This is a genomic window from Acidisphaera sp. S103, assembly GCF_009765975.1.
GTDB lineage: Bacteria > Pseudomonadota > Alphaproteobacteria > Acetobacterales > Acetobacteraceae > Rhodopila.
This window is the reverse complement of sequence record NZ_LMUJ01000036.1, coordinates 104,016-118,544: the sequence shown is the minus strand read 5'-3', so window position 1 is coordinate 118,544 and position 14,529 is coordinate 104,016. Positions and strand designations below refer to the sequence as shown.

The following is a 14,529-nucleotide window of genomic DNA, read 5'->3' as shown; positions in this document are numbered from 1 at the left end:
TCGCCGCCCGTGCTGGACCAGATGGCCCGGACACGCCGGGCTATGACGGGAATGAAGCGCCGACGTCAACGACGGTTGGTATAACTCTTTGTTTGATCGCGTAATTCAGACCTCGGCGATTCCGCGTCCGGTCATCACGCGCTAGCCGCCCGAAGCGATCTTGTCCTTTGCAACCAGCCGCAGCGCCACCCATTCCGGGCCTGGCACAGTACGCACCTTGGGGTAGATCAGCATCATGACAAAATCGCGCTTCTCGGCGCGCACCGCGTCGACGCCGGCCCAGACCTCGGCCGGCGTGGTAACCGGCTTGTCCTGCACGCGCAGAATGACGTCTCCGGCGGTCATGCCGCGGGTCGCCGGATCGGAATCCTTTACGACGTTCGTCACCTGGACGCCCTTGAGATCATCCACCAACCCAAGCTTGGTTTTGTCCGCCGGTAAGATCGGCGCCAGCGTCAGGCCGAGATGGGGTGGAACAGGGTTGTTCGGTCGCAGGATCGGGGCTGGCGCGTCCAGTGCCTCCCACTGATTGCGAGGCCATGCGTCAACGGTGAGCGGAAGCGTGAGCCGCTTGCCGTCGCGCAGTACCACTATCGACGTCGCAACGCCCGCGGAGGTATGGGCGATGGCGCGCAGCAGCGCTCGTTCGTCGCTGGGTGTCCTGCCGTCGAATTGCAAAATGACATCGCGGACCTGCAGGCCGGCCTTCATCGCCGGTCCACCCGACAGCACCCACGACACCACGGAACCCTCGGATTGGGCCAAGCCCATGGCGGCGGCGATTTCGTCCGTCATCGTCTGGACCTTCACGCCGATCCAACCGGGGTGGACCCAGCCATAGGTCCGCAACTGGTCGACCACGAAGTGGGCACTGTTCGACGGGATGGCGAAACCCAGGCCGACCGAACCTGTGGTGGGTGAGATGATCGTCGAATCGACTCCGATCACATTGCCCTGCATGTCGAACAGCGGGCCGCCGGAATTGCCGTGATTCAACGTGGCGTCGGTCTGGATCAGGTCGTCATACGGCGAGTTCATGATGTTCCGATTGAGCGCACTGACGATGCCGCCAGTCACCGTAAGACCCAGTCCGAACGGATTGCCGGCGGCGAAGACCTGGTCGCCGACCTGCAGCGTGTCGCTGTCGCCCCAATGCGCCGCCGGTAAAGGATGATCCGCCTTCACCTGCACCAGCGCCAGGTCGGCGAGCTTCGACGCGCTGGTCACCGTGCCCTCCAGCCGCGTGCCGTCGGACAGCGTGACGACGATCAGGTAGGCACCGTCCACGACGTGATAGTTGGTCACGATCAAGCCGGACGGATCGATGATGAAGCCGGAACCGACATAGCCCTTGATGGTCGTGGCGCCCTCGGATGCCAGTTTCGCGGAATCCGTGGCGGGTGCGTCGACGGTGGCGGCCGCGGCGGTGGGCGGCGTGACCGCCTCTACCTTCTGGACGTGGATGTTGACCACGGTCGGCAACAGACGGTGGATGATTTGGGATTCGTTCATGGCGGCGTCATCGGCTCGCGCGGGAAGGGCCGCCGCACCGATCATCAGGGTGGCGATCATGGCAGCCGCAAGAAGATGGCGAAGAGAGGCCTGATGTCGGGTCATTGTCATCGTGCTCCGATCTGGTCGCGCGGTCATGATAACGGCCGTTTTAACGCGTGGATAGGATGAACCATCGGTGGTGTTGCGTGCCAGCAGTTCTCCTTCTGCCACAGGAGGCTTCGGAAGGCCTTAGCGTCGCAATGATAATTTGGGACTGGGCGTGGCCTGCAGGGCCAGATGAGAATTGCTGGTCGCGGGCCGCGTGATTCGCCCTGCGGCTTGGGCGGCCCTTATGATGGGGCGGACAATACTTTCGGGTCGGTGGTCGATGGAACAAGATCTTGCCCATGCGTTTGCCGGGATTGCGTTGGGGCACGTCACCCGCGAATACCCCAACAAGCTGGACCACGTGCTGGCCGGACCCCAGGATGTGCGCGGCCCTCGGGACCTGCATCCGGTGTTCTACGGTAGCTTCGACTGGCATTCCTGCGTGCATGGCTATTGGATGCTGGCGAATTTGTACCGGCGGTTTCCGGGGATGCCGCGCGCCGGGGCAATCCGCGCGTTGTTCGACGCGCATCTGGTGCCGGACCTTGTGGCGGCGGAGTGTGCGTATCTCGATCGGCCGGCGTCTCGGGGGTTCGAGCGGCCGTACGGCTGGGCGTGGCTGCTGAAGCTGGCGGCGGAACTGGCATTGCATGAGACGCCGGAGGGACGGGCCTGGGCGGCGGCGCTGCAACCGCTGGCCCGTGCTTTCGCGGCCAGGTTCATGGCGTTCCTGCCGTTGGCGACGTACCCGATCAGGGCCGGGGTGCATACGAACACCGCGTTCGCGGTTCGGCTGGCGCTGGATTATCCGGACTCGGCGCTGCGGGCGTTGCTGACGGACACGGTTCGGCGTTGGTATGCCGGGGACGCCGGTTGCCAGGCGTGGGAGCCGGGTGGAGACGAGTTCCTGTCGCCCACGCTGATCGAGGCGGAATGCATGCGCGCGGCGCTGCCCGATGCGGAATTCCGCGGGTGGTTCGCCGGATTCCTGCCTCAGGTGGGCCAGGGGTTGCCGGCCAGTCTGTTCACGCCGGCGATCGTCAGCGACCGGAGCGACGGGAAGATCGCGCATCTGGATGGGCTGAACCTGAGCCGGGCATGGTGCTGGCAGGCGCTGGCGGCGTTCACCCCCGATCCGGAGGCGATACGGCGGACAGCCCAGGCTCACGTCGATGCCAGCTTGCCGCATGTCGGTGGCGACTACATGGGCGAGCACTGGCTGTGCAGTTTTGCGGTGCTGGCGTTGGGTGGAGGATAATCCGCTTATCGACCACGTGCTGAGAGAGAATCGACGCCTCTCTGGACAGTGGATTGCAAAGCATGAGTCGAATCGGAGCAGACCGGCGCCCCTATGGGGCCGGGCCGACCGATGCTGTCGATGGCAAAAGAAGACGCTCCACCCGGGCTGCCGCGTAGCCAATTTCATTGGGGTTTGCATCTTCGTTTCAACGATTCGGCCCGCGTTGGTACTTTGACGCTACTCCGCGAATTTTTGCACGAAGGGAGACGGAGGACCACGAAAAGCCACGGAGGGCATCACGCCTCACACGATGAAGCGCAGTAAACCGTCTTTCAGGCGAGGCGCGTGAAAATTCAACAGCAGGCCGACGCGGACGTGGCTCATACGCAGATAGGTCAAAATTTGCGCTTCGTGTGCCGGGATAAGGGCCGCGACGCCTTTGATCTCCAGAATCACCGCATCCGCGACCACAATATCCGCCCGAAATCCGAGCGAGATTGACGTACCTTTGTAAACAACAGGAATATTGACCTGACGCCGAAAAGGAATGCCGGCCAGCTTAAGTTCGACGCACAGGCCGGTCTCGTAGACCGCTTCCAGAAGCCCCGGCCCTACCGTTCGGTGAACCTCGATCGCCAATCCGATGACCCGTTCGGTCAGGTCGCGATGTTCAAGCATAGCCGCCCTCCGTGGCGCTTCGTGATCCTCCGTCGTTCTCCGTGAAGAGAATTACCAAATCATGAATCGGCACGAATTTTCCACGCACGCCAGGCTGACACGGCCAGGATGAGCACGCCCGGAAGGCACGCGGCTGAAGATCGGCAATGCCGCCGTCAATTATTGCGGCAGCTTCAATGCAGCCGCCTACAATGACACCTCGATATCCGGAATAGACCGAAACAGCACCAAAGGATCGTCCCGGCTCGGCAAAACCATCCTGGCTCATGCGCAGGAAAGTGGTTTCCATCAGCACGTCCTCCGCCGCACGCACTGCCGCGTCCCGCGCGAAATCCGTGCGGGAGCGGCCACGCAAAACTTATCGAAGCATTTGGTTTTCGGGCCTCGCATCGTCTCGTAAAGGCCAAACGGCGCGCCGGAACCCTCGCGCCAAGCATCTTTCCGCCCTCCGGTTACAGGCGCGACTTGACCTTACCCCCGCCGAACATCATGTTCCCGCCGAATCAACAGAACCAAGAGGCCTGATGTCAAAAGAAGACATGATCGAATTCAGCGGTACGGTGATGGAGCTTCTGCCCAACGCCATGTTTCGTGTGAAGTTGGATAACGAGCACTCCATTCTTGCCCACACCAGTGGCAAGATGCGGAAGAACCGCATCCGCGTGCTGGCTGGCGACCGGGTGAATGTCGAGATGACGCCCTACGACCTGTCCAAGGGCCGCATCACCTTCCGCTTCAAGTAGCGTGCAAAACCAGCGGGTGACTCCGCCCCCGCTGATCCTGGCTTCCTCCAGCCCGCGACGACTGATGCTGTTGAAGCAAATCGGCATCGTGCCGGATCAGGTCGTCTCCCCCGACATCGACGAGACTCCCCGGCGCGACGAATTGCCGCGCCCCTACGCGATCCGCATGGCCCGAGCCAAGGCGGCGGCGGTGATTTCGCCTGATCATCTGGTGCTGGCCGCCGACACCGTTGTGTCCGCTGGCCGCCGTATCCTGCCGAAGGCGGAGAGTGCGGCGCAGGTGCGTGCCTGCCTGACGCTGCTGTCGGGGCGGCGCCACCGGGTGATGACCGCGATCGTGCTGACCGGTCCCGGTGGCCGCGTCACCGACCGGCTGGTCGAGAGTGTCGTCACGTTCAACCGCCTGACGGATACCCAGATCGAACGCTACGTCGCCACGCGGGAGGGCGAGGGCAAGGCCGGCGGCTATGCGATCAACGGCGAGGCGGCCAGTTTCGTGCGCTTCCTGTCCGGCAGCCACTCCGGCGTGGTGGGGTTGCCGTTGTTCGAAACCGCGCAGTTGCTGCGCGGGCATGGCTGGCAGGTGCCGTGACGATCTCGATTCGCGTCGCCACCAGCCCTGGCGAGGCTCGGATCGCCGTCGTTGACGACAACCGGCTGGTGGATTTTTTCCTGTGGCGGTTCGGTACGCCGGACGGCGTCGGCGATGTGCATCGCGGCCGGATCATGGCCCATGTCCCCGCCATGGCGGGTGCGTTCGTCGCCCTGGCCGATGCCGAGGGCTTCCTGCCCGACAGCGAGGGCGCCAAGGGGCTGACCGCCGGCACCATCCTGACCGTGCGGATCACGCGCGCCGCACAAGGCCATAAGGGGCCTCGCCTGACCGCCAGGGGTTGCGATCCCGCGGCCGGTGGACCGGTGGGGTTGATCCACCGCGGTCCCGACCCTGTGGCACGCCTCGCCGGCCGTTACCCCGACGCGGCCGTGCTGGTAGACGACGCGGGGGTGGCGGCGGGTTTGCGGCTGGGTGCCCGCGTGTCCGTCACGCCGTCGGTCTGGGAGGAGGACGTGGCGGAGGCGATCGACGCGCTGTCGGAGCCGGTCGTGGTGCTGCCGGGGGGTGCCAGCCTGTCGATCTGGCCGACGCCGGCGCTGGTTGCGATCGACGTGGACGCCGGCGGCGCGCTGACCGGTGCGGGTGGGGCTCGGTCCCGGCATGAGGCGCTGAACCGAGCGGTGGTGCCGGCGTTGGCGGAACAGATCAGGCTGCGGAATTTGTCGGGGGGGATCGTCGTTGACCTCGCCGGGCTGTCGCCGCGCAAGCGGGCGGGCCTGGGACCGGATTTCGTCGCCGCCCTGGCGGGCGATCCGCTGCGGCCCAGGTTCCTCGGTTTTACCGCTTTGGGTTTGGCTGAAATCGTGCGTTCGCGGGTGCATCCGCCGTTGCACGAATTGCTGGCGGGGCCGCTGGCGGCAGGACTGATGGCGTTGCGGGCCGTGATGGCAGCGTTCGGGCGGGACCCGCGCGGGATGCCGGCAGTACGGGCTCACCCGGCGGTGGTGTCGGCGTTGCAGGGCGACACGGCGGCGCTGGCTGACCTTGCGCGACGCACCGGACGGGGGGTTACACTGCGTTCGGACCCGTCGCTGCCGGCGACGGCGTGGGTGCTGGAGAAAGACCATGGCTAAACAACCACCAGCGTGCCCCATCTGCGGGCGGCGTTCGTCCGAGGCTTACAGGCCGTTCTGCACGCCTCGCTGCCAGGAGGTCGATCTGGGGCGCTGGCTGACCGGCGTTTACCGCGTTCCGGGACCGCCGGCGGAGTTGGACGACGATCCGCCGCCATCTTCGGATGCGGCTTGAGGATCGGTCGAAACCGGCTTGATCCGCGTGCGGGCATGGGTTAAGCACCCGGCCTCGTTGCCGCTCCCTTGGTTCGGCCACGGTGTGCCCAGGTAGCTCAGTTGGTAGAGCATGCGACTGAAAATCGCAGTGTCGGTGGTTCGATTCCGCCCCTGGGCACCATTATATATGAAATTTCAACAATTTACAGCGAATGGCACGATGATGGCACAGAATCGGATTGTGCCAAGGATTTGATGGTGCGAGTGCGACTCGCCCCTCATCGCGCCTCCCGACCCCAAATCGGCACCGTCGCTCCGCGCATCCCCACCCCAGGCGCCAGCCATGCATCGGCGACGCATCCGCGGCACGTCTGGCATCGCATGCGCCACAACACGACCCCATGCGTCTCGTCCGCTCTATCCACGCCGGCGACATCCCGCAGCATCAGCGGTCGGCGTCCACAGGCTCGGTCGCGGTCCACCACCAGGATCATGTCGCCTATGTCGGATATTCCGACCGCCCGGACAGGTTATACCGGCGGCCACTAACGTTGGCACATCAGCCGCGTCATGGACCAGGAGTTAGCCCCAGGGGGCGAAGACGCTGAACGCGGCGATCGTGGCGGCTAACGCCTCAGCATCCCGGTAAGCGTCCGCATCGAACCAACATCCTCCAACCGCGCCACGGTTTGGATCACGCCGTCTATCTGGTTGGCGGACAGAACCGATGCGGCATAACGCCGGAACTTCGCCCGCACCTGTTCTGTTGTCAGTGGGTTCTCTGGCGAGCCTCTGGTGTGGATGCAGCGCGCGGCAAGTGTGGTGCCGTTTTGCAGCCGGAGTTCAACCGTCGCCTCGGGACCGGTCAGGGCGGTGTCGAGCGACACGCTGACGTTTTCCGTGGCGAAACGGACGATATCCGATGCCTCATACCGTTCCGGCTCAAACTGGTGCAGCGACAGGTCGCGGTCGTGCAAGACCGCCGCGGCCGCGTAGTGCGCCGATAGCATCGCCTGGAATTTGCCTTTGTATGTGGCATAGAAGCCATGCATGTCGTAGGCACGCTGCCCGAGCGCGACATGCACGTGGCGCACGTCTTCGGCACGGAAATCGTGTTGTTCCAGCAGATCGAACAGAGCGGAGATCATTCCCTGGATCGCGGCGGCGGCGGGCCAGGGGCGCAGGGCGATTTCGCCTAGTTCCCAGCGCGTGCCGAGATCCTCGGTCACCCGTTCGGGATATCCTCTGTCCGAATAGGCGCTGAACAGGCCGCCGTCGGGGCAGGTCAGGAAGTCAGGATTGGCGACGAATCCTTGCTGCGCCAGCAGCGCTGCCATCAGGCCGGACATTGCGCCGCGACATTGGTGGAATTTGACTGTCGGTGTGCCCCAGGCTGCGAACGTCCCCGCCGCCTGACTGCCGGCGAGCCCGAAACTACGCGCCATAGTCGCCGCGTCGAACCGCAGCAGGCGTCCCACCGCGGCGGCGGCTCCGAACGGGCCGAGAATGCCCGGCCCATGAAATCCGCGTGCGCGAAAGGCTGGAAAATCGAGGCCGAGGCCGATGCGCGTGGTGACCTCGAATCCTGCCGCCAGGGCGGCTAGAAAGTCACGGCCGGACAGATTGTCGCGTTCGGCGATCGCCAGCGCGGGAGGCACCACTTCCGGCGTCACGTGGGTCAGGGTGGCGCGATGCGCGTCGCACATGGTGACGGCGGTGATCAGGAATGCGTTCAAGATCGTGGCGCCGGTGAGGGACAGGTACGCGCCGCCGATGATGCTGGTGTCGGCGCCTGGCGCCAAAGCCGTGGCGAAGGCGGCGACCTGGGGCGTTTCCTCACCGGCATGACCAGCCACGGCGCAGGCGAGCGCATCCAGCAGGAGGTTCTTGCACTGCATGCGCACCTTGTCGGGGATGGCATCGACGTCGAGCGTTGCCGCATACCCCGCCAGTGCCTGTGTCGCTTCTTCCGCCATGATTCTGTCCTCCGGCCAGCAGATTGACAGAGCGTGTCCGGTGAACAAGCCTGGGCAGCAAGAAATTGGGGGAAATCGATGCCGAGCAGCAGTACGGCGCGTGGGCGTGGGTGGCTGCGCGACATTACATCCTATCAGTGGCGGGTCTTGCTGCTGGCGTGGTTCGGTTGGGCGCTCGACAATACCGATTTCAATCTGTTCGCACTGGTCTTGCATCCGGCACTGACGGACCTGCTGGGCGGCAATCCGTCGATTGCCGCGGTTGGACGGGTTGGCGGGCTGCTAAGTATGGTGGGGCTGCTTGGTTGGGCGTTGGGCGGCATGTGTTTCGGTGTCGTCGGCGATTATATCGGCCGCATCCGGACCCTGGCGTTGAGCGTGGTGCTGGTGGCGATCTTTACGGCGCTGCAAGGGCTGTCGCCGAATACCGTTGTGTTTGGCATTTGCCGTTTTTGCGCCGGTGTGGGGACCGGGGCGGAGTTTGTCGTCGGTATTCCGTTGGTTGCCGAGGCGTTTGCCGATCTGCCTCGCGCCCGGATGCTGGGGTTCATGATGACCGGCGCGTCGTTCGGCAGCGTGTTTGGTGGGCAGTTGTTTGCCTGGCTTGGCCCCTTGGGGTGGCGGTATCCATTGTTTGCTGGCGTGATTCCCGCGTTGGTGTTGCTGGCCTTGCGCCGCGGCATGGAGGAACCGGAACGATTCCAGGTCGTCCACGCCCGGCGTCAGGCGCTGAAGGCGTCTCGGACGCTGAGCGTGGAGGATCGCCGATTCCTTGGTTTCGCGCCGAAACAACTGTTCAACCGGGAGAATCGTTACGCAACCATGGTCGGGGTGCTGTTCTCCCTTGGCGCGTTGCTGGGGATTTGGCCCAGCAACGTGTGGCTGCCGACGATTCAGGGACAAATGCTGGTTCGGAACGGGATTACGGGTGCGGCGGCGGCTCCGTTCATTGGGCACGGTATGATCCTGTTCGGGATCGGCGGGATGCTGGGACAGGCGGCGTATGGGTTCATTGCGGATGCGATCGGGCGGCGTGGGGCGAATGTGCTGTATAGTTCGGTGACGCTGGTCTCCGGGCTGGTCCTGTACGTGTTGTTGCAGGACTATAGCTATTATCCGTATGTGCTGCCGATCTTCGGGTTCTCGGTGTTCGGGATCTTCGCCGGCCTGGCTGTGTATTTGCCGGAATTGTTCCCAACGCATGTGCGGGCGACGGCGGTATCGTTCTGTAGTGGGTCGGGGCGGGTGGTCACGGCATTTGGACCGCTGGTGGCTGGTTTGCTGGTGGTTCCGTTCGGCGGGAATTTCGCTTTGGCCACGGCCGCGATCACCGGCTTCGCCGTGCTGGCGATCGTGGCGATGGCGTTGGGGCGGGAGACGAAGGACGATATCCTGCCATTGTGAGCGTTATATCGATACCGGTACTATTTCCATCCTGCTTAGCCATCAGCACTGGCGGCATCGGTGTGAGCCGCGTTGAGCGACCGACGCGCCGACGCCGCACGTCTCAATTGAGTGTTGCCGCTCGGACGATTCTCGCCGCAGTGTGATTCCAAAGTGGTTCGACGGAGATGCCTATATGCAGAGCGATCAGCCTATGTGTTCAATCCTTGCACGCCTCGATCGGCTGCCTCCGACGCGTTATTTCGTGCAACTCGTCGCGCTTATAGCCATTGGCGGCTGGTTTGAGTTCTACGAGTTCGCCATGCCGGGCGGCATATCACTGGGCCTGACGCAGCACATATTCACGACCACCAGCGTCGGAATGCTGGCCTGGAACAGCTTCGCCAGCTTTCTTGCCTCGTTTTTTCTGGGGATGTTCGTCGGCGCGTTCGTGTTCAGTTGGATTTCCGATCGCTTTGGGCGGCGTTCGACCTTCACGTGGTCGATGCTTGCCTATTCGGTCGCCATATTCCTCACCGCGTTCCAAAGTTCTGCCATGGTCATCGACGGGTTGCGATTTATTGCCGGTTTCGGCATCAGCGTGCAGCTCATCAACAACGACTCGTTCATTGCGGAGATCACGCCGCGGCGGTGGCGCGGGCGCTACATGGCGTTCAGCATCATGGTCGTGCTGACATCCGGACCCGTGGCGCTGCTGCTGTCATGGCTGCTTGTACCGCACAGGATACTGGGCCTCGACGGGTGGCGTTGGATCGTCATTATCGGTGCGCTGGGTGGTGTTTTCGTACTGTTCATCCGCCGGAATTTACCTGAGTCACCACGCTGGCTGCAGAGCCGTGGCCGCCACGCTGAGGCGAACGCAGCGATGGAGCGAATGGAGGCGCGAGTACGTCACGAACTTGGTCGCGACCTGCCGCAGCCTGATCCGGAACACGTCGAACCCGTTGTCACACGCGGCTCCTGGCACGAGATGTTCAGCCCGCTGTATCGGCGCCGCACGATCATGTTGTCACTGTTTCAGTTCAGCCAGACGATCGCAGCATTCGGCTTCATCACCTGGGTTCCAATCATGCTGGTGCGAGAGGGGTTCGCTATCGCCCATTCATTGGAATTCACCGCGACAATCGCACTTCTGGCGCCCGTGGGTGCGGCACTAGGTCTGATTTTCGCTGAACGAATCGAGCGGAAATGGCAGTTAGTCGGGACGGCGATCGGTATTGGCGTGTTTGGTTTGCTGTTTTCGCTGGCCCGAACGAATTGGTCGATCCTGCTTTGCGGCGCACTGGTGTCACTATGCATGAACTGGATGATAGCCATTTTCCATCCATACGCAGCCGAACTATTCCCCACCCGCATACGCGCGCAGGCGCTCGGTTTTACGTTCAGCTGGAGCCGGGTCAGTTCGATTTTGGTAGGATATGCGATCACGTTCCTGCTCGCAGCGCACGGCACGGTGGGCGTGTTTTCGATGATCGCCATCGCCATGCTTGTGATCGTGCTGGCGGTTTGGATCATGGGGCCGACGAGCAATCGTCAAAGCCTGGAAGTCCTGTCACGATGATGCCACGCCTGGATGACACGCTTGGTGCCATCAGTTGCAAAAAACAGCGTCCCAGAATGGCAGCATCCAACGATAACCGTGCAAGGCCATGATGGGATCGGCATCTCTTCCGTGCGGATAACGATCGGCGAATGACTCCTGCATGCCAACCAGATTCAGCGGCCGTTCGATCCTCGGGCCGCGATCCTGTCGATCGCCGATACGCCGCACGATAAAAGCCTCCGCCAGAATATCGCGCGCCCGTTCATATGGATTGAGCGACGCATACGGACGTCGCATATCGCGACAGGGTCGTTCGATCGGTGCCATCGAACGGCACCTGTACGCCCGCGACGATGATGCCGGTCAGCAGCGACTGGCCGGGCCGAGCATGCCCGCCGTTTCCTCGATGTAGAAGGACGGGGAGCCAGTCCGGCCGCCTCGGCGGCACACCTTCCGCTATCCGTTGAGCTGCCTTGTCAGAAACAGCCTTGCTCCTGGTGATTGATGCCAAACGGGTCCCTCGTCGAGCCTGAGTTGACCGGATATAGAAAATTTTCTATAGAAAGTTCTCTGCCTCTAAACCAATTCAAGGACCCGCGCTGAAGCCGGGCAGGAAACGTTCCGTGGGCTCCATCGTCCGCTCCACCCTGGCCGAACAGGCCTATTTCGATCTGCGCGAACAGATCATGTCCGGCCGCCTGCCAGCCGGACATCGGCTGCTGCCTGAGGAACTGTCACTGACGCTCGCGATCAGCGCGACGCCGATCAAGGAGGCGCTGGTAAAGCTGGATCAGGATGGGTTGGTGGCAATGGAGACACGGCGCGGGGCCGTGGTGCGCCGTTTTACCGCCGCGGATGTCCGCAACCTCTATGAGGCACGCGAACTGATCGAGTTGCACGCTATGTCTCGTGCCTTCGCGGAACGGCGCATCGACCGTGCGCTGTCGGAACACCTGCACGCGACGCAGGCCAATCTGCTCGCGTATCGGGCGCAGGGGACCGAAGCCGGCCTGATCGACGCGCTGGCGCAGGATCGTGCCTTTCACCGGTTAATCGTGGCGCTGTCCAACAATCAAACGCTGGTGGACTGGCATGAGCGCGTGATGATGCAGACGCATACGGTGCGGGTCTATTCGCTCGCCACCTACCCGCTGGAACGCCTGGCAGCAGAGCATGCCGCGGTCATTGCCGCTGTACGGGACGCCGACGCGACCGCCGCCCGCGCCGCGCTGGAGCGTCATCTGGTGCTGAGCCGCGACGAAATCCTGTCGCGGTTGCCCGACGGGGATGGGGTCGCAGCCCGATGATGTTCGATTTCTCCGGCACGTTCGCACGCTGGCCGGAACTGGCTTGGGGGGCCACCACGACGATCTGGCTGGCGATCCTGTCGATGATGCTGGGGCTGCTGCTGGGCTCGCTGGGTGCGGCGGCCCGCCTGTCCCGCCACGGCGCGCTCCGGCTGGTGCCGACGGTCTATGTGGAGACGATCCGCAACACGCCGCTGCTGGTGCAGATCTATATCATCTACTTCGGGCTTCCCGCCGCCGGTATCCGCTTCACGCCGCCGGTTGCCGCCGTGCTGGCATTGGGCATCTATACCGGCGCATACGCCACCGAAATCCTGCGATCCGGCATCCAGTCGATCCCGAAGGGGCAGTTGGAGGCGGCGCGGGCACTGGGCCTGTCGCGCTGGCGCACGTTGCGGAACGTGGAGGCAGGGCAGGCATTGGCCGCGGTGTACCCGGCACTGATGAGCCAGTTCGTGCTGGTGATGCTGGCAACGAGCCTGGTTTCCGCGATCTCGGTGACCGACCTGACGGCGTCGGCGAACAACATCCAGGGGCTGACGTTTCGCTCGTTCGAAGCGTACTTGGTGGTCGCGGCGATTTACCTCGTGCTGACTTTCGTATTGCGCAGCCTGCTATCGGGGCTGGAGCGCGTGGTTTGCCCGTTCAAGTTCGTTGGGCGCTAGCGATGTTCCAAACATTTTCCTTCGGGCATGTGGTGTTTCTGGCGCACGCCGCGCTGTGGACGGCCGCGCTCGCCGGGATCGCATTGGGCGGTGGCGCGGTGGGTGGGATGATGATCGCCGTGCTGCGCGTGTCGCGGACGCGCGCGCTGCAATGGATCGCGATCGCCTTCGTCACGATCGTGCAGGGGACGCCACTGCTGGTGCAACTGTTCCTGGCCTACTTTGGCGCGGCCTTCGCCGGGCTGGACGTTCCGCCGTTGGCGGCGGCGGCGTTGGCTTTCACATTGTATGCCTCGGCCTTCTTCGGCGACATCTGGCGCGGTGCCATCGAGGGCGTGCCGACCGGCCAATGGGAGGCAGCGGGCGCGCTGGGTCTGGGCCGGATGGCCACGCTGCGGCTGGTTGTCGTGCCGCAGGCGATACGGCCCGCCATTCCACCGACCGTGGGGTTCATCGTGCAGTTGGTGAAGAACACCGCCCTGGCCTCGATCATCGGCTTCCGTGAGTTGACGCGGGCGGGGCAGATTGTTTCCAATGTTACGTTTCAGCCGCTGGCGGTCTTTCTGACCGTGGCCGCCTTCTACTTCGCGATCTGCTATCCGATCTCACTTGCCAGCCGCCGGCTGGAGGCTCGGATGGGGCGCGGACATGTCGAACCGTCACTGATCTGACCCATCAACAAACCGGAGGAATACATATGACGATCTCCCGCCGCCTTGCTTTCGGGGCCGCTGCGTTGCCGCTGGCGTTGGCTGCCACGGTCGAGGATGCCCGAGCCCAGTCTGCACCGGGCGGCGACACGCTGGACACGATCATCAAGCGTGGGTCGCTGATCGTGGGCACCTCGCTGGGCACGCCGCCCTATGGGCTGACCAACTCGAACATGGAACCGGACGGCTACGATGTCGGCACGGCGAAGCTGATCGCCAAGGAACTCGGGGTGAAGGTTCAGATCGTCGATATCGTCGCCGCCAACCGGATCCCGTCGCTGACTTCGGGCAAGGTGGACATCGTGATCTCGTCGTTCTCCATCACGTCGGAACGGGCCAAGGCGATCGCGTTTTCCAACTGCGTGTTCGTGGATCAGCAGGTGGCGCTCGCGCCCAAGTCGCTCGGGCTGACCGGCAACGCCGACCTGAAGGGCAAGCGTATCGGCGTTACGCGCTCCACCACCAACGACATCGCGGTGACGCGCCATGCGCCCGAGGGCACCGATATCCAGCGCTACGACGACGACGCGAGCACCAGCCAGGCGCTGCTGGCCGGACAGGTCCAGGCGATCGTGACGTCGGCGGCGCTGGGTGTCGCCATCCGCGATCGCAACCCGGCGTTGGCACTGGAGACGAAATACGTGGTGTCGCAGGCGCCGATGGCGATCGGGCTGCGCCGTGGTGATGCCGATCTGCTGCACTGGGTCAACACCGCGCTGTTCATGCTGTGGACGAACCAGGAGATCCAGCCGCTGCAGCAGAAATGGATGGGCACGGTGAACGCCGAATTGCCGCGTTATTCATAACCGGGGGAAG

Annotated in this window: 16 protein-coding genes and 1 tRNA gene; 12 read left to right on the top strand and 5 right to left on the bottom strand. The window is 63.6% G+C overall.

Features of this window, described 5'->3' with window-relative positions:
* Positions 1 to 141 precede the first annotated feature (141 nt).
* Entirely contained in the window at positions 142 to 1,617 is a 1,476-nt protein-coding gene (locus tag GSQ89_RS08955) for a trypsin-like peptidase domain-containing protein (RefSeq protein WP_158924139.1), read from the bottom strand.
* A 265-nt stretch (positions 1,618 to 1,882) separates the two neighbouring features.
* Between GSQ89_RS08955 and GSQ89_RS08950 the strand changes: the two genes are divergently transcribed.
* On the top strand, positions 1,883 to 2,860 hold the full coding sequence (locus GSQ89_RS08950) for a DUF2891 domain-containing protein (protein ID WP_158924137.1): 978 nt from the start codon (positions 1,883 to 1,885) through the stop codon (positions 2,858 to 2,860).
* A 285-nt stretch (positions 2,861 to 3,145) separates the two neighbouring features.
* Here GSQ89_RS08950 and GSQ89_RS08945 read toward each other — a convergent pair whose 3' ends face one another.
* Entirely contained in the window at positions 3,146 to 3,520 is a 375-nt protein-coding gene (locus GSQ89_RS08945; protein WP_158924135.1) for a GxxExxY protein, read from the bottom strand.
* A complete protein-coding gene (locus tag GSQ89_RS39150) occupies positions 3,513 to 3,809 on the bottom strand; it encodes a hypothetical protein (protein ID WP_254073129.1) in 297 nt (98 codons plus the stop codon). Before GSQ89_RS39150 ends, GSQ89_RS08945 begins: the two co-directional genes overlap by 8 nt.
* A gap of 235 nt (positions 3,810 to 4,044) precedes the next feature.
* Between GSQ89_RS39150 and infA the strand changes: the two genes are divergently transcribed.
* The 5 genes from infA to GSQ89_RS08915 all read left to right on the top strand — a co-directional run bounded on the left by infA (position 4,045) and on the right by GSQ89_RS08915 (position 6,289).
* Positions 4,045 to 4,263: a translation initiation factor IF-1 gene (gene infA / locus GSQ89_RS08935; RefSeq protein ID WP_158924133.1), complete on the top strand. Its 219-nt coding sequence runs from the start codon at positions 4,045 to 4,047 to the stop codon at positions 4,261 to 4,263.
* A 1-nt stretch (position 4,264) separates the two neighbouring features.
* Positions 4,265 to 4,855, top strand: a complete 591-nt coding sequence (locus GSQ89_RS08930; RefSeq protein WP_256367310.1) for a nucleoside triphosphate pyrophosphatase — start codon at positions 4,265 to 4,267, stop codon at positions 4,853 to 4,855.
* The gene (locus GSQ89_RS08925; RefSeq protein WP_158924129.1) at positions 4,852 to 5,952 is read left to right on the top strand and encodes a ribonuclease E/G; all 1,101 of its coding nucleotides are present in this window, start codon (positions 4,852 to 4,854) and stop codon (positions 5,950 to 5,952) included. The genes GSQ89_RS08930 and GSQ89_RS08925 overlap by 4 nt, the downstream gene beginning before the upstream one ends.
* Positions 5,945 to 6,127 (top strand): DNA gyrase inhibitor YacG, encoded by a 183-nt coding sequence (locus GSQ89_RS08920; protein WP_158924127.1) that lies wholly within the window; start codon positions 5,945 to 5,947, stop codon positions 6,125 to 6,127. The genes GSQ89_RS08925 and GSQ89_RS08920 overlap by 8 nt, the downstream gene beginning before the upstream one ends.
* An 86-nt stretch (positions 6,128 to 6,213) precedes the next feature.
* Positions 6,214 to 6,289, top strand: a tRNA-Phe gene (locus GSQ89_RS08915).
* 445 nt (positions 6,290 to 6,734) lie between these two features.
* Here GSQ89_RS08915 and GSQ89_RS08910 read toward each other — a convergent pair.
* Positions 6,735 to 8,084, bottom strand: coding sequence for an MmgE/PrpD family protein (locus GSQ89_RS08910; RefSeq protein ID WP_158924125.1), 1,350 nt, complete (start codon positions 8,082 to 8,084; stop codon positions 6,735 to 6,737).
* Positions 8,085 to 8,162: 78 nt separating this feature from the next.
* Here GSQ89_RS08910 and GSQ89_RS08905 point away from each other — a divergent pair, with 78 nt between their 5' ends.
* Positions 8,163 to 9,488 (top strand): MFS transporter, encoded by a 1,326-nt coding sequence (locus GSQ89_RS08905; protein WP_158924123.1) that lies wholly within the window; start codon positions 8,163 to 8,165, stop codon positions 9,486 to 9,488.
* A 175-nt stretch (positions 9,489 to 9,663) separates the two neighbouring features.
* Entirely contained in the window at positions 9,664 to 11,049 is a 1,386-nt protein-coding gene (locus tag GSQ89_RS08900) for an MFS transporter (RefSeq protein WP_158924121.1), read from the top strand.
* A gap of 30 nt (positions 11,050 to 11,079) precedes the next feature.
* Here the strand turns inward: GSQ89_RS08900 and GSQ89_RS08895 are convergent, their stop codons facing one another.
* Positions 11,080 to 11,358, bottom strand: a complete 279-nt coding sequence (locus GSQ89_RS08895; RefSeq protein WP_158924119.1) for a hypothetical protein — start codon at positions 11,356 to 11,358, stop codon at positions 11,080 to 11,082.
* 296 nt (positions 11,359 to 11,654) lie between these two features.
* On the opposite strand from GSQ89_RS08895, the gene GSQ89_RS08890 reads away from it, so the two are divergent.
* Genes GSQ89_RS08890 through GSQ89_RS08875 form a run of 4 tightly spaced genes read left to right on the top strand, consistent with a single transcriptional unit; the run spans position 11,655 to position 14,519 of the window.
* Complete coding sequence (locus tag GSQ89_RS08890) at positions 11,655 to 12,338, top strand: GntR family transcriptional regulator (protein WP_158924117.1); 684 nt, start codon at positions 11,655 to 11,657, stop codon at positions 12,336 to 12,338.
* Positions 12,335 to 13,003: an amino acid ABC transporter permease gene (locus GSQ89_RS08885; RefSeq protein ID WP_158924115.1), complete on the top strand. Its 669-nt coding sequence runs from the start codon at positions 12,335 to 12,337 to the stop codon at positions 13,001 to 13,003. The genes GSQ89_RS08890 and GSQ89_RS08885 overlap by 4 nt, the downstream gene beginning before the upstream one ends.
* Positions 13,004 to 13,005: 2 nt before the next feature.
* Positions 13,006 to 13,674 (top strand): amino acid ABC transporter permease, encoded by a 669-nt coding sequence (locus tag GSQ89_RS08880; RefSeq protein ID WP_158924113.1) that lies wholly within the window; start codon positions 13,006 to 13,008, stop codon positions 13,672 to 13,674.
* Between the two features lie 26 nt (positions 13,675 to 13,700).
* Complete coding sequence (locus tag GSQ89_RS08875; RefSeq protein WP_158924111.1) at positions 13,701 to 14,519, top strand: transporter substrate-binding domain-containing protein; 819 nt, start codon at positions 13,701 to 13,703, stop codon at positions 14,517 to 14,519.
* The last annotated feature ends 10 nt before the right edge of the window (positions 14,520 to 14,529 follow it).

Bases quoted from the DNA above. Each gene is read 5' to 3' on its own strand.
- infA (WP_158924133.1), top strand. From the start codon at position 4,045: ATGTCAAAAGAAGACATGATCGAATTCAGCGGTACGGTGATGGAGCTT.
- GSQ89_RS08880 (WP_158924113.1), top strand. From the start codon at position 13,006: ATGTTCCAAACATTTTCCTTCGGGCATGTGGTGTTTCTGGCGCACGCC.
- GSQ89_RS08920 (WP_158924127.1), top strand. From the start codon at position 5,945: ATGGCTAAACAACCACCAGCGTGCCCCATCTGCGGGCGGCGTTCGTCC.
- GSQ89_RS08900 (WP_158924121.1), top strand. From the start codon at position 9,664: ATGCAGAGCGATCAGCCTATGTGTTCAATCCTTGCACGCCTCGATCGG.
- GSQ89_RS08950 (WP_158924137.1), top strand. From the start codon at position 1,883: ATGGAACAAGATCTTGCCCATGCGTTTGCCGGGATTGCGTTGGGGCAC.
- GSQ89_RS08910 (WP_158924125.1), bottom strand. From the start codon at position 8,084: ATGGCGGAAGAAGCGACACAGGCACTGGCGGGGTATGCGGCAACGCTC.
- GSQ89_RS08885 (WP_158924115.1), top strand. From the start codon at position 12,335: ATGATGTTCGATTTCTCCGGCACGTTCGCACGCTGGCCGGAACTGGCT.
- GSQ89_RS08945 (WP_158924135.1), bottom strand. From the start codon at position 3,520: ATGCTTGAACATCGCGACCTGACCGAACGGGTCATCGGATTGGCGATC.
- GSQ89_RS08905 (WP_158924123.1), top strand. From the start codon at position 8,163: ATGCCGAGCAGCAGTACGGCGCGTGGGCGTGGGTGGCTGCGCGACATT.
- GSQ89_RS08955 (WP_158924139.1), bottom strand. From the start codon at position 1,617: ATGACCCGACATCAGGCCTCTCTTCGCCATCTTCTTGCGGCTGCCATG.
- GSQ89_RS08895 (WP_158924119.1), bottom strand. From the start codon at position 11,358: ATGGCACCGATCGAACGACCCTGTCGCGATATGCGACGTCCGTATGCG.
- GSQ89_RS08875 (WP_158924111.1), top strand. From the start codon at position 13,701: ATGACGATCTCCCGCCGCCTTGCTTTCGGGGCCGCTGCGTTGCCGCTG.
- GSQ89_RS39150 (WP_254073129.1), bottom strand. From the start codon at position 3,809: ATGGAAACCACTTTCCTGCGCATGAGCCAGGATGGTTTTGCCGAGCCG.